Origin of the sequence: Herbidospora mongoliensis, from assembly GCF_001570545.1 — a bacterium.
Lineage (GTDB): Bacteria > Actinomycetota > Actinomycetes > Streptosporangiales > Streptosporangiaceae > Herbidospora > Herbidospora mongoliensis.
Genome location: NZ_BBXD01000013.1, coordinates 294562 through 315680 on the forward strand (window position 1 = coordinate 294562; position 21119 = coordinate 315680).

Consider the following 21119-nt stretch of genomic DNA (forward strand, 5'->3'; position numbering starts at 1 on the left):
ATCAGACCTTCGTGTAGGCCGGGCGGTGGGCGTCGGCGTGATCGCCTGCGATGTGGAAGATCGAGCGCGGCACCAGCCCGTAGGCCTCCACGCTCTGGCAGTACTTGGAGACCCGGACCACCTGGAGGTTCTGGGCGGCGGCCAGGTCGGTGAACCAGTAGGGCACCCGCTCGTTGGCCTTGACCTCGACGATCGCCTTGCGGGCCGGCACGATCAGCCGGTTCTCCGCCTGGGCGGCCAGGTCGAAGTCGCGGTCGCGGCCCCGGACGCGGCGGTCGAAGGTGACCCGCAGGCCCAGATCCGCGTCGCGGCCGACGTAGGCGTGGCGGGTGTAGCCGGTCATCGCGGTGGCGTGCAGGTCGAGGCGGGAAACCAGGTCGAGGACTTCCTCGACGAAGGGCTGCGCGTCGCTCTCGACCATCCGCCGCCGGTCGCACAGGGCGAGCGCGTCGGTGTAGGGGAGCCGGACCCTGCGCTTCTGGGTGACCTTGTTCACCCGCTGTTTGATCTCGACGTACACGGGGGTCTCGGCGGTGGCCGCGAAGCGGTCGCCGTAGTGGCGGATGCGCAGCTTGCGGCGGAACTTCAGGCCCTCGATCTTCTCCCAGTAGAAGCGGAGCCGCCGGGTGTCGTAGTAGACGCTCCAGATGCTGTAGCCCTCGTCCGGGCAGTGCCGGTCGCGGTCGAGGCGCCGTGCGATCTCTTCCCGCAGGCGGTCGACCTGGTCGACGTCGATCAAATACTTGATCTCGTAGCGGTTGAAGGCGTGCAGCCTGCTCGGCGCGCGCAATCGGTCACCGTGCATGTTCCTCCGTTCGGGTCAGCGCACATCCGACCCGACGAACCTGGGAACAATGTGTGAACTCAACACGAACCGGAGCTGAACGGGAGCCGCACCAGGAAGGTGGTGCCCTCGCCGGCCACGCTCGTCACCTCGATCCGCCCGTGGTGCGCCTCGACCAGCGCGGCGGCGATGGCCAGCCCGAGGCCGGTCCCGCCGTGGGCCCGTGACCTCGACTGATCGGCCCGGTAGAACCGGTCGAAGACATGCGGCAGATGCTCGGGATCGATGCCGGCTCCCTGGTCGCGTACCGAGACCAGGGCCGTCTTCTCGTCGGGCCGCGCGACCGTGACGAAGACCCGGTCGGCCGTGTGGGTGACCGCGTTCCCGACGAGATTCGCGATCACCTGGTGGAGCCGGTGCTCGTCTCCCCGTACGACCACCGCGTCGCCCGGCACCTCCAGAGTGATCGGCCGTCCGGGTTCCCTGGCGCGGGCGGCGTGCACGACGTCCCCGGCCAGCACCCGCAGGTCGACCGTGCTGAGCTCGAGCATCGGCTCGCGGTCCAGGCGGGCCAGCAGCAGCATGTCCTCCACGAGCACGCCCATGCGCCGGGCCTCGTTCTCGATGCGTCCCAGCAGCCGTTCGGCGACGGGGTCGCGGGTCTGCTGCCCGTGCTGGTAGAGCTCGGCGAAGCCGCGGATCGAGGTCAGCGGGGTGCGCAGTTCGTGAGAGGCGTCGGCGACGAAATGCCGCAGCCGCCGTTCCGACTGTTCGCGGGCCTTCAGCGCCGAGGCCAGGCGTTCCAGCATCGTGTTCAGGGCGAGGCCGAGCCTGCCGGGCTCGGTGCGGGGGTCGGCGTCGGCGACCCGGCGGTCGAGGTCGCCGGCCGCGATGGCCTCGGCGGTGGTCTCCATCCTGGTCAGGGGACGGAGCCCCAGTCGTACGACGACCCAGGCGAGCGCCCCGAGCAGGACCAGCACGACCACACCGGCCACGACCTCGATGATCAGCAACTCCCGGACGGTCGCCCGGTTCGACTCCAGCGACATCGCGACCGCCACCCGCCGGCCGTCCGGCAGCCGCTCGACGATCACCCGCCAGTCGCCGACGGTGAACGGCCGCGGCGTGGCCCCCGCGACGACACTCCCAGGCAGTTCCGGCCCGTCGCCGAAGGTCGTCGGGAGATGCCGTTCGAGCTGCCCGGACGCGCTGTAGAAGCTCACCCGGAACTGGCTCGGCAGCTCCAGGCTCCCGCGCCGCGGCGGCTGGGCGTCGGTGGGCGGCGGCCGGCGGGTGACGCTCACGGCGAAGTCGCGCAGCTGACTGTCCAACCGCGCCAGCAGCGACCGCTCCAGCACCAGCACCCCGGACACGCCGAACCCCGCCAGCCCGAGAGCCGACAGGGTGAGCAGGGCCGCGAGCAGCCGCAGCCGCAGCGGCCACGGACGGTTCACGGCGCACCCGACAGCCGGTATCCGACCCCCCGCAGGGTGTGGATCAGCGGCGGCCCACCCGTGTCGATCTTCCTGCGCAGATAGCTGATGTACGACTCCACGATCCGGCTGTCGGTGTCGAACCCGTGGTCCCAGACGCGTTCGAGGATCTGCGACTTGCTGACGACCCGTTCGGCGTTGATCATCAGATAGCGCAGCAGGGCGAACTCCGTGGGAGACAGCCGGATGGGCCGCCCGGCCCGCCTCACCACGTAGGCCTCCTCGTCGAGTTCGAGATCGGCGTAGCGGATGACGTCGTCGGCCTCGGGCGGGCGCATGCGGCGCAGGATCGCCCGCAGCCGCAGCACCACCTCTTCGAGGCTGAACGGTTTGGTCACGTAGTCGTCGCCGCCCGCCGTCAGTCCCTTGATGCGGTCGCCGACCTGGTCTTTCGCGGTCAGGAACAGGACCGGCGGCCCGGCCTCGCCCAGTCGCCGGGCGACGGTGAACCCGTCGATGTCGGGGAGCATGACGTCGAGGACGACGATGTCGGGCCGGTCTCTGGCGACCTCCTGGAGGGCGGCCCGGCCGCAGGAGACGGCGACGACGCTGAACCCGTTGAGCTCCAGCGCCTCGGCGAGCAGGTCACGGATGCTCGGCTCGTCGTCGACCACCAGCACTCGGACATCCATGGTTGTCTTCTATGCCATCGGCCTGAAAGCAGGCTAAGGAACAGGTCGTACCCTCCTGGGACTTTGACTACTCTGCGTAATCGCTGGGTATCGCCGAGGTCATGACCGCCCTATGGCCGCGAGCGGCTCTCGTGAGCGTGTTCCTCGTCCTGCTGCCCGCGCCCGCCGACGCGTCCGCCCTCTCCGCGCTGGCGCAACTCCAGGTGAGACCGGCCAGCGCCCGGATCCTGGCCCGCTACGACCGCGCGAAGTTCATGACCACCTGGCGGCGGCCGGGGACCGGCGGCTGTGACACCCGCCAGACCGTCCTGATGCGCGACGACCGATCCCCCGCCGACGGCCGGTGCGGCGACGCGGACGGGCGCTGGTACAGCCCCTACGACGGCCGCACCCTGAAGGACACCGGCCAGATCGACGTCGACCACGTGGTCCCGCTGGCCAACGCGTGGATCTCGGGGGCGTGGCGGTGGAGCCCGGCCCGGCGGCACGCGTTCGCGCACGACCTGACCCGGCCCGAGCTCATCGCGGTGAGCGAGTCGGCCAACCTCGCCAAGGGCGGCCACAGCCCGGCCAACTGGCGGCCTCCGGTGCGGTCGTACTGGTGCGCGTACGCCCGCGACTGGATCACCGTCAAACGCCACTATCGGCTGTCGGTCACCAGGCGGGAGAAGTCGGCCCTCCAGAACATGCTCACATTCTGCTGAGGCAACTACTTGCCATGTTGGAAAGTAGTTGCCACTATCGAAGCATGGATCGAGAAGAGGCCGCCGCGGCCTTGAAAGCGGCCGAGGCCCACCGGCAGACCGTGCGCGCCGCGGCCAGGTGGCCGGTGCTGGTACTGGTCGCGTTCGGCTGCGTGATGTTCGCCGTCGACTTCACGACGGCGTTCGTGTCCGGCCCGTGGACGCTCATCCCCGCCTCCTGGGCGGTGATCTTCGCGGGATGGGGAGCCTGGTACGCGCACCGGCAACGGGTCGCGCCGCTCGGCTTCCTGCGCCGCTATCTGCTCGCCGTGGTGGCGGGGATGCTGCTGCACGGCGTCTACCTGGCCGTGCTGATCGCGGCCGGGCTGCACGGCGATCCGCTCGCCGCGTTCGTCGGTTCGCTGGTCGTGGCGGCGCCGTTCTTCATCGGCGCCCACGTGGAGAGCCGGGCATGGTGAGCCATCCCCGTCACGATCTCGACGACGTCATCCACTCGCCCGTACGGATGTCCATCGTCGCCGTACTGGCGGCGGCCGACCGGGTCGAGTTCGCCTTCGTCCGCGACGCCGTCGAGATCACCGATCCGACCCTGTCCAAGCAGGTCACCATGTTGGAGAAGGCCGGATACGTCGAGGTCATCAAGGGCTACGCGGGCAAGCGGCCGCGCACCTGGCTCAAGCTCACCCCCGAAGGGCGCGAGGCCTTCACCCGCCACCTGGCCGCCCTCCGGGCCATCGCCGACGGGGCGGGGCTGCCCTAACGCAGGCGGGTGTAGGTCAGCTCGAAGTCCAGCGTCCAGGTGGCGCCGTCCGCCGAGGTCTCCCACCGCGCGTCCACGGTGTCGCCGTCGGCGCTCAGCGTGCCGGTGAAACGCTGGTTGAAGCCCGGGGCGTCGCGCCACATCGTCCACCGGCCGTCGGTGAAGTTCATCCCGTAGACGCGGTGGACGCCTCGGCCGTCCGCGTACAGGACGGTGAACTCGTCGGTCGCGTCGTCGAGGCCGATCAGGGTGGTGGTCGGGAACGGCGCGTTCTCCCGCCACCCCGAAGGAGTGGTGTCCGGCATCGGGTCGGCGTCGGTCAGCTGGCGCAGGAACAGGCCGCTCGCGTCCCACGAGAACTCGGTCCACGCGGTGCCGACGCCTTCGACGTGCGGCTGGAGGCTCCATCGGCCGACGAGCGCGTCGAGCCGGGCGAGTGTGTCGTTCATGTCCGTGTCCTCTCGGTTGGAGTCTTCACGGAGTACTGACGACCCGGCGGTCAAAAGGAATCGGGGTTCGCGGAAAAAGTCGCGGGGAGGCCGAACGAGGCGAACACGGCCGGGTCGCCGAAGTCCACGATCTCGACGATGACCCCGTTCTCGACCCGCAGGACCTCCACCACCAACGGCCGGAACAGGGTGTCGCCCGGCCTGCGCAGATAGATCGCCGTAGCGGGCTGCCGGTTGGCGGAGGTCGGCACGAAGAGATATTCGCCGACGGCGGCGTGCTTGCGGCTGCCCGCCAGGAACGCCGCCCGGGAATCGGCCCACAGCGGCATCGGCGGGAACGCCGTGCGCAGGTCCTCGTGGAGGACGCCGATCAGCGCCTCCTCGTCGCCGGACTCGTGCGCGGCCATGTAACGCCGCAGGACGGCCTGCTCCTCTTCGGTCAGGCCCTTGCCCGCCGCCCATTCGCTCCGCCGTCGCGGCAGCCGGGCGCGCATCGTCGCCCTGGCCCGCTGGAGTGCGCTCTTGACGGCGGTGACGTTGACGTCCAGCAGCGCGGCGGTCTCGTCGGCCGGCCACTCGAGGACGTCGCGCAGGATGAACACGGCCCGCTGCCTCGGCGGGAGATGCTGGATGGCGGCGAGGAACGCCAGTTCCATCGTCTCCCTGGCCACGACATCGGCCGCGACGTCGTCGACCAGGTGGTCTGGATACGGTTCGAGCCACGCGTGGCCGCCGGGATCGGGAACGGGCCCGTCGGCGTCGAGGGCGGCGGGGGCCACGTCGAACGGGAGCACCCGGCGCGGACGCCGGTCGAGCGCGTCGAGACAGGCGTTGGTGGCGATGCGGTAGAGCCAGGTGCGGACCGAGGCCCGGCCCTCGAAGCCCTCCCGGCCCCGCCACGCCCGCAGGAACGTCTCCTGGACGAGGTCCTCGGCGTCCTGGTAGGAGCCGAGCATCCGGTAGCAGTGCACCCGCAACTCGGGCCGGTGCCGCTCGACCAGCTGGGTGAACTCCGTCTCCTCAGGCATCAAAGAGACAGTACAACGGACCTTTAAGGCAATTTTCAGGACTTACACGTACCGTCGAATCCATGACCAAAAGGCCGAAGTCATGGTTGCTCATCGGAGCGGCCGTGGTCTGGGCCGTGGTGATCACCGGAATGGTCCTGTTCCGAGGAGGCGACTTACCGGAAGCGGCCGCTCCGAGTCCATCCCCATCGCCATCAGACACCCCTCTGACCACCGCCGAGGTCTACCAGACGCTCCTCCCGTCGATCGTCAGGATCGAGACCAAACGGGAGGGTGACGACGACGGCGAGTCGAGCATGACCACCTCGGCCGTCGGCACCGGTGTCATCGCCAACGCCGACGGCACCATCCTGACCGCCGCCCACGTCGTCGCCTCGGCCGTGTCGATCGAGGTCTCCTACACCGACGGCAGCAAGACCGTCGCGAAGGTCGTCGGCAGCGACCCCAAGAAGGACATCGCCACCCTCATGCCGGAGAAACTCCCCGGCACCCTCGTCCCGGCCGTGCTCGGCGGCGCCACGCAGGTCGGCGACGACATCGTCGCGATCGGCAACCCGCTCGGGCTGACCCTGAGCACCAGCAGCGGTGTCGTCTCGGGACTGGACCGCGAGGTCGCGGGTACCGAGGGCCACATCCAGTTCGACGCGACGGTGAACCCGGGCAGCTCCGGTGGGCCGCTCGTCAACGACCGCGGCCAGGTCGTCGGCATCGTCGTGTCCCTCGCCAATCCCACCGAAGCCGGCACGTTCATCGGCATCGGTTTCGCCATGCCCATCGGCGCCGCGCTCGGCGGCGAGGGTGACGGCGACATGTTGCCGCTCTAGGAAGGATCCCCCGTGAGCTGGAACGACCCCGAGAACGCCCCGTCGGGTCCCGTCGAGAAGCTTCTGTACGAGGTCAAGAAGACCATCGTCGGCCAGGACGCCCTCCTGGAGCGCATGCTCGTGGCGCTGCTGGCACGCGGGCACATCCTCGTCGAGGGCGTGCCGGGCCTGGCCAAGACGCTGGCCGTGAAGTCGCTCGCCGAGGCGATGGGCGGTGACTTCCGGCGGGTGCAGTTCACCCCCGACCTGGTGCCCGCCGACATCGTCGGCACCCGCGTCTACCACCAGCCGACCGGCGAGTTCCAGGTCCAGCTCGGGCCGGTGTTCACCAACCTGCTGCTCGCCGACGAGATCAACCGGGCCCCGGCCAAGGTGCAGAGCGCCCTGCTGGAGGTGATGCAGGAACGCCAGGTCACCATCGGCCGCGAGACCCACAAGGTGCCGCACCCGTTCCTGGTCATGGCCACCCAGAACCCGATCGAGAACGAGGGCGTCTATCCCCTGCCGGAGGCCCAGGTCGACCGGTTCATGATGAAGATCCTCGTCGGCTACCCGAGCGTGACCGAGGAGTTCGTGGTCGTCGAACGGGCCCTCACCCCGACGGCGGTCATCCAGAAGATCCTGGAGCCGTCGGCCCTGCTGGAACTCCAGCAGCAGGCCGACGCGGTCTACGTCGACCCGTCGCTGATCGAGTACGCCGTCCAGCTCGCCCACGCCAGCCGCGACCCCGCCCGCGTCGGCCAGAGCGACCTGGCCAGGTATGTCACCTACGGCGCCAGCCCCCGCTCGTCGATCAGCCTGGTCCTCGCGGGCCGCGCGCTGGCCTACATCCGGGGGCGGGAGTACGTCGTACCGGAGGATCTCGTCGACCTCGCCCTCGACGTGATGCGGCACCGGCTGGTCCTGTCGTACGAGGCCCTCTCGGACGAGGTCACCGCCGACCTGGTCCTGTCGAAGATCCTGGCCAACCTGCCGGTGCCCAGGCCCGCCGGCCGGGGACGCTGACCGATGGTCACCCCGCCCGACCGGTTGCTGCGCCGCCTGGAGTGGCGGCTCGGCAGACGGCTCGACGGCCGGTTGCAGGGCGCCTACCGCACGGTGTGGCGAGGCGCCGGCATCGACTTCACCGATCTGCGCGGCTACCTGCCGGAAGACGACGTACGCCACATCGACTGGAACGTCACCGCGCGGCTCGACGAGCCGTTCGTGCGGCTCTACACCGAAGACCGCGAGATGACCGCCTGGCTCGTCGTCGACCGGTCGGCCTCGATGCGGGCCGGCAAGACGCGGGCCGCCACCGAACTGGCGGTCAGCATCGCCCGCATCGTCTCCCGTGGCGGCAACAAGATCGGCGCCATCCTGTACGACACCACCGAGCACCGCCTGATCCCACCCCGTAGCGGCAGGGACCAGGTCCTGCGCATCACCAAGGACCTGATGCGCGAACCGGCCCGCTCGAAGACCGTCACCGACCTGGCCGGGATGCTGCGGCTCGCGGCGGCTTCGATCCGGCAGCGCAGCCTGGTCGTGGTCATGTCCGACTTCATCGGCGACCCCGGCTGGGAGAAGCCGCTCGGGATGCTCACCCACCGGCACGAGGTAGTGGTGGTCCGCATCGTCGACCCGGCCGAACTCGAACTTCCCGACCTCGGCCTCATCGTGGTCGAGGACGCCGAGACCGGCGAGCAGTTGCTCGTCGACTCCAGCGACCCGCTGCTGCGCGACCGGCTGGCCGCCCAGGTCTCCGCTCGCGAGACCGAACTGGCGGCGGCCATGCGCCGCGCGGGTGTCGACGCCCACCACGTCACCACCGACCACGACCTCGTGGCCACGCTCCTGCGCCTGGTACGCGGACGGAGGGCCTGGTGACCTTCGACCAACCGCTCGTGCTGGTGCTGGCCGTGCTGCTCACGGGTGGCGCGGTGGCGGCGTACACGATCCTGCAGAAGCGGCGGAACGCCGCCTTGGCCGCGGCGGGTTTCGGCGGCCTGACCGGTGGGGGTCTGCGCAGACATCTCCCGTACGCCCTTCTCCTCGCCGCCCTGCCGGTCCTGCTGACCGGGCTGGCCCGGCCGCAGGCCGAGGTCAGCGTGCCGCGCATATCGGGCACCGTGCTGCTGGCCTTCGACATCTCCGCCAGCATGAAGGCCACCGACGTGCGGCCGTCGCGGCTGGCCGCCGCCCAGGCCGCCGCCAAGGGCTTCGTCGAGAAGCAGCCGAGCACGGTCGACATCGGGGTCATCATCTTCGGCGACCAGGCCCTGCTCACCCAGCCCCCCACCGACGACCGCCCCGCGACCCTGGCCGCCATCGACCGGGCCGGCGCCAACGGCGGCACCTCCATCGGCCGGGCCCTGCTGGTCGCGCTCGGCACGATCACCGGCAAGCCGGTCGTCCTGCCCGAAGAGGGGCAGCAGCCGCAGAGCCTGGGCTACTTCCCCGAGGCGACGGTCGTCGTCTTCTCCGACGGCCAGGAGACCGGCGGCCCCGACGTCGCCGTGGCGGCGGAGGTCGCGGCGGCGTCGGGAGTGCGCGTCCACACCGTCGGGGTGGGCACCGCCCGGGGCGCCACCGTCGAGGTCGAGGGCTTCAACCTCGCCACCGCCCTCGACGCCGACCTGCTCACCGCGGTCGCCCAGACCACCGGCGGGAAGTACCACGAAGCGGCTGACGCGCAGGCGCTCGCCGCCACGACCGACGCCATCGACCTACGGCTGACCATGAAGAAAGAACCCCTCGAACTGACCGCTCCGTTCGCCGGGGCCGCGCTGCTGCTGCTCACCCTCGGCGGCCTGCTCGGCACCCGCTGGCACGGAAGGATCGTCTGATGTCGCTCGGCTGGCCCCTGGCCCTGCTCGCGCTGCTCGTCGTCCCGTTACTGCTGCTGGCCCGCTGGTGGTTCAACCGCCGCCGCAAGCGCACCGCCATCACCGTCTCCAGCATCGGCCTCATCCGCGCGGCCATCCCCGGCCGCAGCGCCTGGCGGCGGCGGATCCCGGTCGCGCTGTTCCTGGTCGGCCTGGCGCTGATCGCCGCGAGCGTCGCCCGCCCCGAGGCCACGGTCTCGGTGCCGCGCGACAACACCTCGATCATCCTGGCGATGGACGCCTCGGGCTCGATGTGCTCCACCGACGTCGACCCCAACCGCCTGACCGCCGCCATCGAGGCCGCCCGCGCGTTCATCGAGCAGAGCGACGACGGCACCCGCATCGGCCTGGTCGCCTTCGCCGGCATCGCCGGCCTGCTGGTCCCCCCGACCACCGAGAAAGACCAGCTGGTCGAGGCCCTGGAGTCGCTGAAGACCTCGCGGGGCACCGCGATCGGCCAGGCGATCCTCACCTCGATCGACACCATCGCCGAATACAACCCCAACGTCACCGAGACCGGCGTCGACCTGGCCGCGCCCACTTCAAAGGGTGACTACGAACCTGACACGATCGTGATCCTCACCGACGGCTCCAACACCACCGGCGTCGCCCCCCTCACCGCCGCCGAACAGGCCGCCGCCCGCCGCCTGCGGGTCTTCACCATCGGTTTCGGTACGACCGAACCGGCCGCCATGGTCTGCACGGCCGACCAGGTCAGCGGCGACAACTGGCGAGGGGGCGGCGGAGGCTTCGGCCGGTGGGGCGACGACAGCGGCCTGCGCCGCCGGGTCATGCAGATCGACGAGGAGACCCTGACCGCGGTGGCCGACACCACCGGCGGCAAGTACTTCCGCGCCGAGGACGCCGGCCAGCTCACCGAGGTCCTGACCGACCTGCCCAGCGAGATCGGCCTGCACGAGGCCAAGCAGGAGACGACGGTCTGGTTCGTCCTGTTCGGCACGTTGCTCACGTTTGCCGGGGTCGGTTTGTCTATGTGGTGGAACCGGGGGCGTCCCGTCCGGGCACTAGGCTGATTTCCGGACCAACAGGAAAGGCCCGGACGATGGCACGCATATCCGAACGTCTCGCCGACCTCGCGAGCGGAGCCTTCCTCACCCAGGCGGTCGTCACCCGCCGGACGGCGCTCTCCGAGCACTTCGTCCGGGTCGACCTGCAGTCGGAGAAGTTCCGGTCGGCGTCGTACACGCCGGGGAGCAAGGTCCAGCTGCGCACCGATCGCGGCACGATGACCATGCGCACCTACACCCCGTTCGCCTGGAACGCGGCCGAGGGCACGACCTCGCTGGTCGCCTACCGGCACGGCACCGGCCCGGCCGCCCGCTGGATCGACCGGGTGGCGCCTGGCGACCCCTGTGACCTGATGGGCCCCCGCCGCTCCCTCGACCTGACCAGCACGGCCGCCCAGGTGGTCTTCATCGGCGACGAGTCCAGCGTCGGCCTGGCCGCCGCACTCCACGAGGCCAGGCCCGAGGGCGTCACCTACGTCCTGGAGGCCGACGTCCCGGCCGAGTACACCGAGGTCCTGGCCGGTCTCGGCGTCACCGCGACCGTCGTCCCGAAGAACAGCCACGACCTGCTGACCGTCCCCGGATCAGGCGTCTACGACCTGGTCGTCACCGGAGACGCCGCAACCGTCGGCCCGATCCGGCGCGCGGCCCGCGACTGGACGCCCGGCCCGGCGAAGACCCTCGGCAAGGCCTACTGGGCCGAAGGCCGCACCGGCCTCGACTAGGCATTGAGCACGACCAGCAGCACGATGGCCGCCAGCATCACCGCCGCGACGGCGGCCAGCACCAGCAGGACCGTTTTCCTGGTCCTGTCCGGCCGCACCTGGCGGCCGGTCGACGCCCGCGCGTGGGCGGCGTTCATCTCGTCGATCCGGTTGGCGAAGTCGTGGTCCTGAGTGCGGAGCGTCTGCTCGATCTCCGTCAGGATGCGCTGTTCAGCGGCCGACATTCCCATGGGCATGATCCTTCTCGTGGGGCAACCGGTAGGCCCGCTACCCCATAAGCGCGCTCAGGAACCGATGACGCGTCAGCCGTTCGCGAGCCAGACGGGGGTGGACTCCTCCCACTCGTACATACGCCGATCGCGGTGCTGGTGGATCAGGTCGGCGTTCTCGATCCGCACACACGCCGGTGGCGCGTCGACCGCCTGAAGCGCCGCCGCGACCGTGGAATAGGGCACGGCCGCGTTGCTGTAGGCGATCGAGATGTGCGGCACGAACCCCTCGTCCCGCCCCCGCACCTGCGGCCACACCTCGGCGATCGCCTGCCGGACGGCCAGCCGCACGGCCGCCACGGGCTCGGCCGGCGTCACGTCCCACCGGACGGCCTCCCGCGTGATCACCGGCCGGTCGAGCACGATCTCGAACGCGGGCAGCAACGCGAGCCGCCGGGTGGCGGCGCTGACCATCGCCCGCATGTCCTCGTCGGGCACCTCGTCGGTGAACCCGACGTGCTGCATGGTCAGGTGCAGCGACATGTCGGGCACCGGGTCCAGCCCGGCGATCTCCTTGAGCGCCTGCCGGTAGACATCGGCCAGGCGGTGGACGCCGAGCGCGTCCCGGAAGGTCAGGTGCCAGGCATAGCCCCGCCGCCCCACCCGCCACCCGGGCCGCCACCACCAGTGATCCACCATCTGCTCTTCATCGCTCATGCGGTCTCCTCCCGAACGTCGATCAGCGACAGGGTGCGGCGGGCGTGGGTCACGGCGTCCGGGGCCGTGATCGGGTGCCGGGCCGACACGTCTTCGTGGATCATGAACCCGTCGACCAGGGTGAGGGCGTGCGGCGCGAGGTCGGCGTACGCCTCGTCCCGCATCGTCGGAAACGCCTCCACCTGGGCCGCCGTGAGATGTCCCGCGGCCAGCAGGTCGCCCGTGGCGGGCGCGAGCAGCCGCAGCGCGAGCAACCGGTGGAGGACGCGGAGCAGAGCGACGTCCGTCTTCCGGGCGGCGCTCAGCAGTTCCCCCGCCGCCATGCGACCGGCCATCGCCTCGGCGTACCGGAGCGCGGCCGTCGACGTGCGGTTCCACCGGTCGAGCGGACCGCGCCGCCCCTTGGCCCGCAGCGCCGTCCGGGCGCGATCACGCCAGATTCCCTCGGCGAGGACGAGGAGGTTCTGCAGGAGGTCGGGGTCGGGCCCGGGGTCCGCACCGCTCAGCAGGAGTTCCCCCGCCGCCTTCACCATGATGGCGAGGTTGTCGCCTTCGGCGGTGATGAGCCCCTCGAAGGCGGTCTGGATCGGGGCGATGCCGTTGGCGTCGAAGAGCCCGTGCGCCCCGCACCGTTCCCGCGCCTCGATGATCACCTGGCGGCCCTGCCAGGTGACCCAGGCCTTGGTGAGGGCCACCCGGGTCTCGTCGCCGGCGTCCGCCACGGCGGCGCGGTGCAGCAGCGTGGCGGCGTAAGCCGTGGCCAGCCCGTCGAGCAGGGGCGCGTGGTGGCTGCGGTAGGCCCAGACCGGCACGCTCGCGTCAGTGCCGCCGGTCAGCGCCGCGACCTGCCGGACGTGCGCGTAGCGGACCGCCAGCGCCAGCGCGTGCCGGACAGCCCCGACCGCGCAGGCGCTCATGCACAGCTTCCCGGCGGTGACCCGCCCGATGGAGTGGAGCATGCGCCGCCGCCGGTTACCGATGGGGCTGGTGAACACGCCGTCGGCGCCGATCCGGCCGTGCGGCCCTTGGAGCAGGGCGTCCGGGCCCAGCTTGACCTGGTCGAACGTGGTGAGACAGTGGTCGATCGCCGGTCCCAGCTTCGGCTTGAGCAACTCCACCCGCACCCCGGGAGCGTCCAGCGGGACGACGAACAGGAACACCCCCTGATCGGTCTCGCCGTCGATCAGCCGGGCCGCCACCACGGCCGTCTTCGGACCGCCGATGGCGCTGGTGTTCGGCATGAACTTGGTCGCCGCGACGTCGGGCGTGTGCAGCACGAAGCCGACGCCGTCGCGGGTCGCCGTGGTGCCCATGCGGGCGGCATTGTTGCCGTGGCCGATCTCGGTGCACAGGAAGGTCCCGACGCGTCGCCGACCACCGACCTCCCGGCCGTGGTCGAGGAGGCTGCCCAGGAACAGGTTGTAGTGAATCCCGGCGACCGTGGCCAGCCCACCGTCGACAGGGGCCGCCCATTCGTGCAGCGCGGCCAGGCTCTCCGGATCACCGACGAGCTTCTCGACATCGTGTACGTGCCGGTCGACGACCCTCAGCCGGTCATAGGTGGCCGCGATCCGGTCTTCGTAGCCGAGGTCGGCGACCTCGGCCGGGTCGAACCGGGCGAACAGATCTCGCCAGGGTGCGTGCACATCCGCGTACCGGAACCCGAACAGCGCCTCGGCCAATGCCATGGCTACCACTGTGACCACCTCCGACGACAGTAAACACGCTCCGTGATCAAGGAGTGGCAATCGGTCGCTCCGCTTCTGGGACGAGCCCGCCGCAGGCCCCCCGACCTGGGCTTCTTAGAGTGGGAGGTGGGAGGCATCGATGAGCGATCACCCGATCCTGATCACCGGCGCGACCGGCAAGACCGGCGCGGAAGCGGCCCGCGACCTGCTGGAACAGGGCCTGCCGGTACGCGCCCTCGTCCACCGCCAAGACGATCGATCGACCAGGCTGGCCACGCTGGGCGCGGAGATCGCCACCGGCGACCTGCTCGACATCGACGCCGTGCGCCGCGCCCTCGAAGGCGTCCGCCGGGCCTACTTCGTCTACCCGATCGAGCCCGGCCTCATCGAGGCGACCACGACCTTCGCCCAGGCCGGCGCCGAGGCGGGCCTCGAAGTAGTGGTCAACATGTCGCAGATCTCCGCCCGCCGCACCTCCCACAGCGACGCCGCCCGCCAGCACTGGCTCGCCGAACGCGTTCTCGACTGGTCGCCGGCAGGAGCCGTCCACCTGCGACCCACGTTCTTCGCCGAATGGCTCCCGATCAACTGGAGGTTCACCGACGGCACGGGCGTCCTGCGCCTCCCCTTCGCCGAGGGCCGCCACGCCCCGATCGCCGCCACCGACCAGGCCCGCGTGATCGCCGCCATCCTGGCGAACCCCGACGAGCACATCGGCCACACCTATCCGCTGTACGGCCCGGTCGAGATGAACCACCACGAGATCGCCGAAGTGATGTCCGGGGTGCTGGGAGTGCCGGTCCGCTACGACCCGATCAGCACCGACGCCTACGCCGAGATCCTGCGAGACGTCGGCCGGTCAGAACACCTGATCCAGCACCTGTCGGCCGTGGCCATCGACTACCGCGAGGGGATCTTCGCCGGCACCGACGACACCATCGAGCGGATCACCGGCAAGCCCCCGCAAACCGTCGAGCAGTACGTCACCACGAACCGGAACCTGTTCCCGACCACTCGTTGAGCGGTGCCGTCACTCTGGCACGGTCCTTTCCGGCACGACGACGAGGTTGACGATGCGGCGGGTGCGGCCCTCGCCCGCGGGCAGGTCGACCCGGCTGACGACGGCGTTCTGGATCTCCCCGACCATCGCCGCGAACTCTTCGTCGGACAGGTTCACTATCGCCTGCCGGTAGACCACACCATCTGAGGTCGGTTCGGCGTCGTCGGCCTTCAGGTAGCGCTCGAAATCGGCCAGCAGTGACACGACGAACGTGGTGAACGCCCGTCTGTGGTCCTCGGGCGTCATGGTCGCCCGCGCCGCCGGGTCGACCGTCGCCTTCTCCGAGCGCACCCGGTAACTGCGCACCACGATGCCGCGCACGCGGGTCTCGCCCGCCACCTCCAGCACCCCCGCCTCGGCCAGCAGGGCGATGTGCCGGTACATCGTCGCGGGGGCGATGTCGGGCAGGCGGTCGCGGAGCTGGTTGGTGTTCAGGGGGTCACCGTCGAACAGGGCTTGCAGGATGCGCATCCGGACGGGGTGCAGGAGAAGGTCTGCGGTTGCCATGGCCCGAGTCTCTCACATACGATAATGTTCTCAATATTGAGAACGTCACCAAAAACGAGAGAGGTGGTAAAGGACATGCGGGACGTCGACATGGCAGCCGTCGCGGACGACGGGTTACCGCTGGCCGGCACGTTGACCCTGCCGCCGGGACCCGGCCCGCACCCGGCCGTCCTGCTGCTGCACGGCTCCGGCCGGCTCGACCGCGACGGCAACACCCGGCGGCTCCGCATGGCGCTCGGCGCGCCGATGGCCGCCGCGCTCGCGGAGCGGGGGATCGCCACGCTGCGGTACGACCGGCGCGGCGTCGGCGCCACCGGCGGCGACTGGCGGAAGACCGAGTTCGCCGACAACCGCCGCGACGCCGTCGCCGCGCTCCGCGCCCTGGCCGCGCTGTCCGGCATCCGGGCCGGCGCGATCGGCGTGGTCGGGCACAGCGAGGGCGCGATCCACGCCATGGCCCTGGCCGCCCGGCCCGGGGTCCGCGCGGTGGTGCTGCTGGGCGGGTTCGCCCGGTCAGGTGAAGACGCCCTGCGGTGGCAGTTCGAGAATCTGGCCCGCGATCTTCCGGCGTTCGCGCGGCTGCTGACGCCGCTGCTGCGAGCCCTCGCCGTCAGAACCGGCCCGGCCGCGATACGCGGGCTGCTCGCCCACGATTCGCGCGCGGACCTGCCGAACATCAAGGCCGCCGTCCTGGCGATCACCGGCGGCAAGGACGTCCAGGTCGACCCCGCCGACCTCGACGAGATCCGCCGGCTTGTGCCCGGCGAGGTCGAGACCCACCGGATCGCCGACCTCACCCACCTGCTACGTCGTGACCCGGGCCCCGCCTCGGCGCGCTCCTATCCACGGCAGCTCCGGCAGCCGATCGACCCCGGCCTGCTCGCGCAGGTGACCACCTGGCTCGCCCAGATCTTCGAGAGGGAAGCACATGAACACTAGGAAAGACCTCGTCATCTTCTTCACCGTCGCGTTCACGACGACCTACGCGTTCTGGTTATCCGCGATCGCGCTCGGGGGAGCGCCGACGAGTTTCCCCACCGCCGTCCCCTTCCTGCTCGGCGGCTTCGGCCCGGTGATCGGGGCGATCGTGATCCGGGTGCTCCGGGCTCGCCGGGGTGAGCCCGTCCCCGCCCACTCCGTGCGGACCTGGTCCGGCGCGCGGCTGCTGTGGGTGCCGCTTCTGCTGGTCCTGGCGCCGGCGACCGTGGTGGGCGGCGCGCTGCTCGCGAACCTTCTCGGCGGCCCCGAGCTGAGCCTGGCCGAAGGTCAGAAGCTGATCGCGTCGGTCGGCGGGCTCGTGCCGTTCCTGCTGAGCATGATCGTCACGGGCCCGCTGGCCGAGGAGCCCGGGTGGCGCGGCACCGCCCATCCCCGGCTGCGCGCCTCGCTCGGCCGCGTCGGGTCGGGTCTCGTCCTCGGCGTCGCCTGGGCGATCTGGCACCTGCCGCTGTTCTTCATCTCCGGCACCGTCCAGAACGAGCTCGGCCTGTTCAGCTGGAGCGGTCTGCTGTTCAGCCTCAGCGTCGTCCCGATGGCCCTGCTGACCGGCTGGGCCTACGAGCGTGCGGGTGTCATCGCCGCGATCGCGACGCACTTCGGGGTCAACGCGACGATGGCGCTGCTCACCGTGAGTTCTCCGGTGACGCAGGCGGTCGTCCTGGTCGTCCAGATGATCGTCGTCACCGTGCTGCTCGCCGCCACGCCGCGCACCCGCACGGTCGAGCCGGTTCTCACGCTGTCTCCGCGTTGAGCGTCTCCGCCACCGATCGGCGGGCCAGGGCACGGGCGGGCAGGGCGGTCAGGAGCGCGGTGCCCAGCATCAATACGAGCGGTACGAGGAACAGCCACTCCGTGTGCATCTCGGGCGGATCCGGGGGCCCGAAGAACCAGTTCAGGAACAGGCCGGCGGGGATGCCCGCGAGGGCCCCCGGCAGGGTGGGCAGCAGCTGGGCGACGGACAGGCCCCAGGTGATCTGCCCGGGAGTCGCCCCGAGCGTCCGGGCGATCGCCATGGTGGCCCGCGACTCCATCGCCGTGGTCCAGGTCATCGTGAGGGTGTTCACCACCGAGAGCGCGATCAACGCGGCACTGACCCCCATCAGAAGATGGCGGCTCTGATCGTTCGCCAGATCGGCCAGAACGACCCCGCCGAAATCCCAGCCCTGTTCCGGCTGGGACTCCACCATCAGGAGAACGGTGAGACCGATCGCCGTGGCCGCCGTGCCGCAGAGGTGCAGGACGGCACGGCCGGGGCGGCGGGCGATGAGACGGAGCCCGAGCAGCAGCGGAGTCGGCAGCAGCGCCGCCACCCTGGACAGCATCACCAGATATTCGGGCCGCCGGGACCCGGCGGAGAGCGTGGTCACCGCGTCGGAGCGCACCGCCCGTACGGCCGGACCGAGCACGGTCAGGATCGCCACCCCGACGGCCACGATCGTCGTCATCAGGATGACCATCCCGCTCAGCCCGGCCCCGTCGGCGAGAAGGCTGCCGCTGGGATTGATGATCGAGGGCGCCAGCACGTGCGCGACGACCAGCCCCAGCGCGTCGGCCAGCACCGCCAGGATGAGGTATTCGGTGAGCAGGACCACGGCGATGAGACCGGGGGTGGCCCCGATGACCTTGAGCAGCCCGACCCGGCGCACCTGCCCGGCGGCCCGGCCGGCGGCCAGCGTGCTCATGCCGGCGACGGCCAGGAAGCTGAGCAGCCAGCCGCCGATGATCATGATCGGCTGACTGTCCCGGAGATGTCTGCCGTCCTCGTTCGCGATGAACTGCCAGGTGAAGGAGTTCACGAAGGAGTCGCCGACGAAGCCACCGGCCGAGTTGCGGGTCTCGTGGTAGGAGATCATGTACTTCGAGGTGGCGGCGGGGTCGTGCATCCTCAGGTAGATGATCGAGGTTCTCGGCAGGTCCGAGGCGGCCAGCGCCCGGGTGTCGGGTTCGTTCATCCAGACCAGACCGGCCCGGTCGGACGGCCCGTTGCCCGGCCCGCCCATCATCGCTCCGGGGTAGGCCATGCGAGCCGCGGTCACCCCGATCCCGACGATCGGATATGACCGGCCGGCGATGGCCACCTGGTCTCCGACGCGCAGGTCCACAGCGGTGGCGAAGCCCTTCTCGACCACGACACCACCGGGACTGACCCATTCGCCCGAGACCATCAGCGGACGATCGATCGGCCCGGGTTTCCTGTCGACCCCGAGCACGACCACGCGCACCTCGGGTCGGCCGCGCGGGGTGAGAGTCGCCCAGAACTGTTTGTACGGCCTGCTGGTGGCCGCCACCCCGGGAGCGTCCACCAGAGAGGTCAGCGCCGAGGTCGCGACGGGACTGTCGTCGGGTGCCAGGGCCACCACGTCGGGCCCGGCCGTCGCGGCCCGGGTGTGCAGGTAGAGCCGCTCGGTCACCCCCGGCAGCGACATGCCCAGGCTCAGCACCGCGCTCGCGACGGCCACCGACAGCACGAGCATCGCGGCCGGACCTGGATGCCGCCGTACATCCCCCACCACGAGGCGGAACACGAGCAGGACGCGGCCCGTCACGACGCGAGCCAGGTGTCCTCGACGAACATCCCATCGCGCATCGAGATCAGCCGGTCGGCGGTGGCCGCGACCCTGCCGTCATGCGTGACCATCACGAGGGTCTGCCCCTCGGCCCGCAGATGCGCGAACAGCCGCAGCACCTCGTTCGTCGCCGCGGTGTCGAGGTTCCCGGTCGGCTCGTCGGCGAGCACCACCAGCGGTTCGTTGGCCAGCGCGCGGGCGACCGCCACCCGCTGCCGCTCTCCGCCCGACAGTTTCCAGGGCAGATGCCGGGCCCGGTCGGCCAGCCCGACCTGCTCCAGCAGCAGCCGCGCCCGCCGTCTGGCCTGACGCGGCGAACTTCCCGCCAGCAGCACCGGCAGCTCCACGTTCTCGGCCGCCGACAACTCCTCGACCAGGTGGAAGGCCTGGAAGACGAACCCCACCGACCTGCGCCGCAGCCGGGCCAGGGCCCGCTCGCTCGCGGTGTCGATGCGCTCACCGGCCAGCCACACCTCGCCGTCGCTGGGCCGCTCGAGACCACCCAGCAGGTGCAGCAAGGTCGACTTCCCGCAGCCGCTGGGCCCCATCACCGCCAGCGTCTGTCCGGCCGGCACGTCCAGATCGACCCCGTCGACCGCGCGGACCAGGCTCTGCTTCTGGCCGTGCCGCTTGGCCAGCCCACGCACCTGCAGCACGTTCACTCTGATTCCTTCTCGACCTTCGACCAGACGCGCTCGCAGGCTTCCAGCCAGCGCAGATCCGCTTGCAGCCGCAACGCGACCCCTTCCAGCAGCAGCCCGCCCGTCGAGCCGTCCGGCTCGGCCAGGATCGCCCGCTGCGTCTCGTGCAGCCGCCGCATCAGCTCGCGCCGCTGCGCGCCGACCAGCTCCACCGGATCGGCGAGCCTGGACGCGCTCGCCGCGGCGAGCTTGAGGTGGAACTCCACCAGGTCGGGCTTGGGCCGGCTGACCTCGGTCAGCCAGGCGGCCACCCGCTCCTGGCCGGCCTGGGTGAGCGCGTACACCTTGCGATCGGGCCTGTCCCCTTTTTCCTGGACGACCAGGCCCGCCTTCTCCAGCCTCGCGAGAGTGACGTAGACCTGACCGGCGTTCATCGACCCACCCAGCGGACCGAGCGCCCGCCGCAGCCGAAGCCCGAGGTCGTAGCCGTGTGAGGGCTCCTTGGCGAGCATCGCCAGAATCGCGTCCTGCATCCATCACCCCTAACCGCTAGGTAATAGATAGCGGTTAGGCAATGGGAACGTCAAACGATCTCGGGGTGACCGAGGCGGAGGCGAGCAGGGCCAGCTTCTCCGCGCTGTCGGTGCCGGGCTCGGGGTGGTAGATGACGAGCATGATGCCGTCCGTACCGCTGAGGGCGAGCTTCTCGCGGTCCAGGCGCAGCTCACCGACCTGGGGATGGTTGAAGCTGAGGGTGGCGCCGAGCCGTCCGGCGACGTCGTGGCGGGCCCACAACCGGCGGAAGTGCGGGCTGGCGAGCGAGAGTTCGCCGACGAGCTCGATGAACCGGGGATCGTCGATGTCACTGCCGACCGACTGCCGGAACCCCGCGACCAGGGCGGCGGAGGCGCGCTCCCAATCGGGAAAGAGCGCCTGTTCGGCGGGGTCGAGGAAGACGTCCCGCAGCCGGTTGCCGCCCACCGTCAGCCGCGGCGACAACGCCGTGGCGAGGGCGTTGGCGGCGAGCACGTCGAGGTAGCGGCCCTCGACGAAGGCGGGGTACGGAAGTGACGCCACCAGCCTCGCGGTACTCGGCGGCACGACCTCCCGCCTGGGCCGCCGCCGGGCGCGCCGGGGCCTGTCCTCGGCGAGGCTGAGGAGATAGCTGTCGTCGTCGAGCAGCAGGACGCGGGCGATCGACACCAGCACCTGAACGGACGGGCGGCGGTCCCGCCCCTGCTCCAGCCGCAGGTAATATTCGGCGCTGATCCCCGCGAGCATCGCGACCTCCTCGCGCCGCAACCCCGGCACCCGCCGCGTCCCGAGCACGGGGATGCCCACCTGCTCGGGGGTCACGAGTTCACGCCGGGCGCGAAGATACTCGCCCAGCAGGTTCGGCTCGTCGGTCATGCCTCCACGCTAATCCTCGACCTCGGA

The 21119-nt window shown here is 70.7% G+C and carries 25 protein-coding genes; 12 read left to right on the plus strand and 13 right to left on the minus strand.

The window, feature by feature from the left end; genetic code table 11:
* Position 1: 1 nt before the first annotated feature.
* From AW272_RS18425 to AW272_RS18435, 3 genes are read right to left on the minus strand one after another with little or no spacing between them, the layout of a single operon-like run.
* The gene (locus tag AW272_RS18425; RefSeq protein WP_066366535.1) at positions 2-805 is read right to left on the minus strand and encodes a polyphosphate polymerase domain-containing protein; all 804 of its coding nucleotides are present in this window, start codon (positions 803-805) and stop codon (positions 2-4) included.
* Between the two features lie 59 nt (positions 806-864).
* A complete protein-coding gene (locus AW272_RS18430; RefSeq protein ID WP_066366537.1) occupies positions 865-2238 on the minus strand; it encodes a sensor histidine kinase in 1374 nt (457 codons plus the stop codon).
* Positions 2235-2909 carry a response regulator transcription factor gene (locus AW272_RS18435; RefSeq protein WP_066366539.1) on the minus strand — a complete coding sequence of 225 codons (675 nt, stop codon included), beginning with the start codon at positions 2907-2909 and terminating at the stop codon, positions 2235-2237. The genes AW272_RS18430 and AW272_RS18435 overlap by 4 nt, the downstream gene beginning before the upstream one ends.
* 101 nt (positions 2910-3010) lie before the next feature.
* Between AW272_RS18435 and AW272_RS18440 the strand changes: the two genes are divergently transcribed.
* From AW272_RS18440 to AW272_RS18450, 3 genes are read left to right on the plus strand one after another with little or no spacing between them, the layout of a single operon-like run.
* The gene (locus AW272_RS18440; RefSeq protein ID WP_066366546.1) at positions 3011-3613 is read left to right on the plus strand and encodes an HNH endonuclease family protein; all 603 of its coding nucleotides are present in this window, start codon (positions 3011-3013) and stop codon (positions 3611-3613) included.
* 44 nt (positions 3614-3657) lie between these two features.
* Entirely contained in the window at positions 3658-4071 is a 414-nt protein-coding gene (locus AW272_RS18445) for a hypothetical protein (RefSeq protein ID WP_066366548.1), read from the plus strand.
* Positions 4065-4373: a winged helix-turn-helix domain-containing protein gene (locus AW272_RS18450; protein ID WP_066366550.1), complete on the plus strand. Its 309-nt coding sequence runs from the start codon at positions 4065-4067 to the stop codon at positions 4371-4373. Before AW272_RS18445 ends, AW272_RS18450 begins: the two co-directional genes overlap by 7 nt.
* Here the strand turns inward: AW272_RS18450 and AW272_RS18455 are convergent.
* Together AW272_RS18455 and AW272_RS18460 are read right to left on the minus strand one after the other, a co-directional pair.
* Entirely contained in the window at positions 4370-4822 is a 453-nt protein-coding gene (locus AW272_RS18455) for a hypothetical protein (RefSeq protein ID WP_066366553.1), read from the minus strand. The genes AW272_RS18450 and AW272_RS18455 overlap by 4 nt on opposite strands.
* Positions 4823-4872: 50 nt before the next feature.
* Positions 4873-5850: an RNA polymerase subunit sigma-70 gene (locus AW272_RS18460; protein WP_066366555.1), complete on the minus strand. Its 978-nt coding sequence runs from the start codon at positions 5848-5850 to the stop codon at positions 4873-4875.
* Positions 5851-5912: 62 nt separating this feature from the next.
* Here AW272_RS18460 and AW272_RS18465 point away from each other — a divergent pair, with 62 nt between their 5' ends.
* Genes AW272_RS18465 through AW272_RS18490 form a run of 6 tightly spaced genes read left to right on the plus strand, consistent with a single transcriptional unit; the run spans position 5913 to position 11294 of the window.
* Positions 5913-6674: a S1C family serine protease gene (locus AW272_RS18465; RefSeq protein ID WP_066366557.1), complete on the plus strand. Its 762-nt coding sequence runs from the start codon at positions 5913-5915 to the stop codon at positions 6672-6674.
* Between the two features lie 12 nt (positions 6675-6686).
* Positions 6687-7679: an AAA family ATPase gene (locus tag AW272_RS18470; RefSeq protein ID WP_066366558.1), complete on the plus strand. Its 993-nt coding sequence runs from the start codon at positions 6687-6689 to the stop codon at positions 7677-7679.
* Positions 7680-7682: 3 nt separating this feature from the next.
* Positions 7683-8543: a DUF58 domain-containing protein gene (locus AW272_RS18475; protein WP_066366559.1), complete on the plus strand. Its 861-nt coding sequence runs from the start codon at positions 7683-7685 to the stop codon at positions 8541-8543.
* Positions 8540-9502 carry a VWA domain-containing protein gene (locus AW272_RS18480; RefSeq protein WP_066366561.1) on the plus strand — a complete coding sequence of 321 codons (963 nt, stop codon included), beginning with the start codon at positions 8540-8542 and terminating at the stop codon, positions 9500-9502. Before AW272_RS18475 ends, AW272_RS18480 begins: the two co-directional genes overlap by 4 nt.
* Positions 9502-10575, plus strand: a complete 1074-nt coding sequence (locus AW272_RS18485) for a VWA domain-containing protein (protein ID WP_066366563.1) — start codon at positions 9502-9504, stop codon at positions 10573-10575. The genes AW272_RS18480 and AW272_RS18485 overlap by 1 nt, the downstream gene beginning before the upstream one ends.
* A 29-nt stretch (positions 10576-10604) precedes the next feature.
* Entirely contained in the window at positions 10605-11294 is a 690-nt protein-coding gene (locus AW272_RS18490) for a siderophore-interacting protein (RefSeq protein WP_066366566.1), read from the plus strand.
* Here the strand turns inward: AW272_RS18490 and AW272_RS18495 are convergent.
* From AW272_RS18495 to AW272_RS18505, 3 genes are all read right to left on the minus strand, one after another.
* Entirely contained in the window at positions 11291-11524 is a 234-nt protein-coding gene (locus AW272_RS18495) for a DUF3040 domain-containing protein (RefSeq protein WP_218010941.1), read from the minus strand. The two genes, AW272_RS18490 and AW272_RS18495, sit on opposite strands and share 4 nt — an antisense overlap.
* A gap of 72 nt (positions 11525-11596) precedes the next feature.
* Complete coding sequence (locus AW272_RS18500; RefSeq protein ID WP_218010942.1) at positions 11597-12220, minus strand: 2'-5' RNA ligase family protein; 624 nt, start codon at positions 12218-12220, stop codon at positions 11597-11599.
* A complete protein-coding gene (locus tag AW272_RS18505) occupies positions 12217-13908 on the minus strand; it encodes an acyl-CoA dehydrogenase family protein (RefSeq protein WP_083958432.1) in 1692 nt (563 codons plus the stop codon). Before AW272_RS18505 ends, AW272_RS18500 begins: the two co-directional genes overlap by 4 nt.
* 139 nt (positions 13909-14047) lie before the next feature.
* Here AW272_RS18505 and AW272_RS18510 point away from each other — a divergent pair, with 139 nt between their 5' ends.
* Positions 14048-14929, plus strand: a complete 882-nt coding sequence (locus AW272_RS18510) for an NmrA family NAD(P)-binding protein (RefSeq protein WP_066366571.1) — start codon at positions 14048-14050, stop codon at positions 14927-14929.
* A gap of 9 nt (positions 14930-14938) precedes the next feature.
* Here AW272_RS18510 and AW272_RS18515 read toward each other — a convergent pair whose 3' ends face one another.
* Positions 14939-15475: a helix-turn-helix domain-containing protein gene (locus tag AW272_RS18515; protein WP_066366579.1), complete on the minus strand. Its 537-nt coding sequence runs from the start codon at positions 15473-15475 to the stop codon at positions 14939-14941.
* A 75-nt stretch (positions 15476-15550) separates the two neighbouring features.
* Between AW272_RS18515 and AW272_RS18520 the strand changes: the two genes are divergently transcribed.
* Together AW272_RS18520 and AW272_RS18525 are read left to right on the plus strand one after the other, a co-directional pair.
* The gene (locus tag AW272_RS18520) at positions 15551-16414 is read left to right on the plus strand and encodes an alpha/beta hydrolase family protein (RefSeq protein WP_066366581.1); all 864 of its coding nucleotides are present in this window, start codon (positions 15551-15553) and stop codon (positions 16412-16414) included.
* Positions 16404-17225 carry a CPBP family intramembrane glutamic endopeptidase gene (locus AW272_RS18525; protein ID WP_066366584.1) on the plus strand — a complete coding sequence of 274 codons (822 nt, stop codon included), beginning with the start codon at positions 16404-16406 and terminating at the stop codon, positions 17223-17225. Before AW272_RS18520 ends, AW272_RS18525 begins: the two co-directional genes overlap by 11 nt.
* Here the strand turns inward: AW272_RS18525 and AW272_RS18530 are convergent.
* The 4 genes from AW272_RS18530 to AW272_RS18545 are packed head-to-tail and all read right to left on the minus strand — an operon-like array spanning position 17206 to position 21092.
* Entirely contained in the window at positions 17206-19020 is a 1815-nt protein-coding gene (locus tag AW272_RS18530; protein WP_066366587.1) for an ABC transporter permease, read from the minus strand. The two genes, AW272_RS18525 and AW272_RS18530, sit on opposite strands and share 20 nt — an antisense overlap.
* A complete protein-coding gene (locus AW272_RS18535; RefSeq protein ID WP_083958433.1) occupies positions 19017-19703 on the minus strand; it encodes an ABC transporter ATP-binding protein in 687 nt (228 codons plus the stop codon). Before AW272_RS18535 ends, AW272_RS18530 begins: the two co-directional genes overlap by 4 nt.
* Positions 19700-20215 (minus strand): PadR family transcriptional regulator, encoded by a 516-nt coding sequence (locus AW272_RS18540; protein WP_066366589.1) that lies wholly within the window; start codon positions 20213-20215, stop codon positions 19700-19702. Before AW272_RS18540 ends, AW272_RS18535 begins: the two co-directional genes overlap by 4 nt.
* Positions 20216-20249: 34 nt before the next feature.
* Positions 20250-21092, minus strand: coding sequence for a helix-turn-helix domain-containing protein (locus AW272_RS18545; RefSeq protein WP_066366591.1), 843 nt, complete (start codon positions 21090-21092; stop codon positions 20250-20252).
* Between the last annotated feature and the right edge of the window lie 27 nt (positions 21093-21119).

Bases quoted from the DNA above. Each gene is read 5' to 3' on its own strand.
- AW272_RS18425 (WP_066366535.1), bottom strand. From the start codon at position 805: ATGCACGGTGACCGATTGCGCGCGCCGAGCAGGCTGCACGCCTTCAAC.
- AW272_RS18435 (WP_066366539.1), bottom strand. From the start codon at position 2,909: ATGGATGTCCGAGTGCTGGTGGTCGACGACGAGCCGAGCATCCGTGAC.
- AW272_RS18440 (WP_066366546.1), top strand. From the start codon at position 3,011: ATGACCGCCCTATGGCCGCGAGCGGCTCTCGTGAGCGTGTTCCTCGTC.
- AW272_RS18445 (WP_066366548.1), top strand. From the start codon at position 3,658: ATGGATCGAGAAGAGGCCGCCGCGGCCTTGAAAGCGGCCGAGGCCCAC.
- AW272_RS18450 (WP_066366550.1), top strand. From the start codon at position 4,065: ATGGTGAGCCATCCCCGTCACGATCTCGACGACGTCATCCACTCGCCC.
- AW272_RS18455 (WP_066366553.1), bottom strand. From the start codon at position 4,822: ATGAACGACACACTCGCCCGGCTCGACGCGCTCGTCGGCCGATGGAGC.
- AW272_RS18460 (WP_066366555.1), bottom strand. From the start codon at position 5,850: ATGCCTGAGGAGACGGAGTTCACCCAGCTGGTCGAGCGGCACCGGCCC.
- AW272_RS18465 (WP_066366557.1), top strand. From the start codon at position 5,913: ATGACCAAAAGGCCGAAGTCATGGTTGCTCATCGGAGCGGCCGTGGTC.
- AW272_RS18475 (WP_066366559.1), top strand. From the start codon at position 7,683: ATGGTCACCCCGCCCGACCGGTTGCTGCGCCGCCTGGAGTGGCGGCTC.
- AW272_RS18485 (WP_066366563.1), top strand. From the start codon at position 9,502: ATGTCGCTCGGCTGGCCCCTGGCCCTGCTCGCGCTGCTCGTCGTCCCG.
- AW272_RS18490 (WP_066366566.1), top strand. From the start codon at position 10,605: ATGGCACGCATATCCGAACGTCTCGCCGACCTCGCGAGCGGAGCCTTC.
- AW272_RS18495 (WP_218010941.1), bottom strand. From the start codon at position 11,524: ATGGGAATGTCGGCCGCTGAACAGCGCATCCTGACGGAGATCGAGCAG.
- AW272_RS18500 (WP_218010942.1), bottom strand. From the start codon at position 12,220: ATGAGCGATGAAGAGCAGATGGTGGATCACTGGTGGTGGCGGCCCGGG.
- AW272_RS18505 (WP_083958432.1), bottom strand. From the start codon at position 13,908: ATGGCATTGGCCGAGGCGCTGTTCGGGTTCCGGTACGCGGATGTGCAC.
- AW272_RS18510 (WP_066366571.1), top strand. From the start codon at position 14,048: ATGAGCGATCACCCGATCCTGATCACCGGCGCGACCGGCAAGACCGGC.
- AW272_RS18515 (WP_066366579.1), bottom strand. From the start codon at position 15,475: ATGGCAACCGCAGACCTTCTCCTGCACCCCGTCCGGATGCGCATCCTG.
- AW272_RS18520 (WP_066366581.1), top strand. From the start codon at position 15,551: ATGCGGGACGTCGACATGGCAGCCGTCGCGGACGACGGGTTACCGCTG.
- AW272_RS18525 (WP_066366584.1), top strand. From the start codon at position 16,404: ATGAACACTAGGAAAGACCTCGTCATCTTCTTCACCGTCGCGTTCACG.
- AW272_RS18540 (WP_066366589.1), bottom strand. From the start codon at position 20,215: ATGCAGGACGCGATTCTGGCGATGCTCGCCAAGGAGCCCTCACACGGC.
- AW272_RS18545 (WP_066366591.1), bottom strand. From the start codon at position 21,092: ATGACCGACGAGCCGAACCTGCTGGGCGAGTATCTTCGCGCCCGGCGT.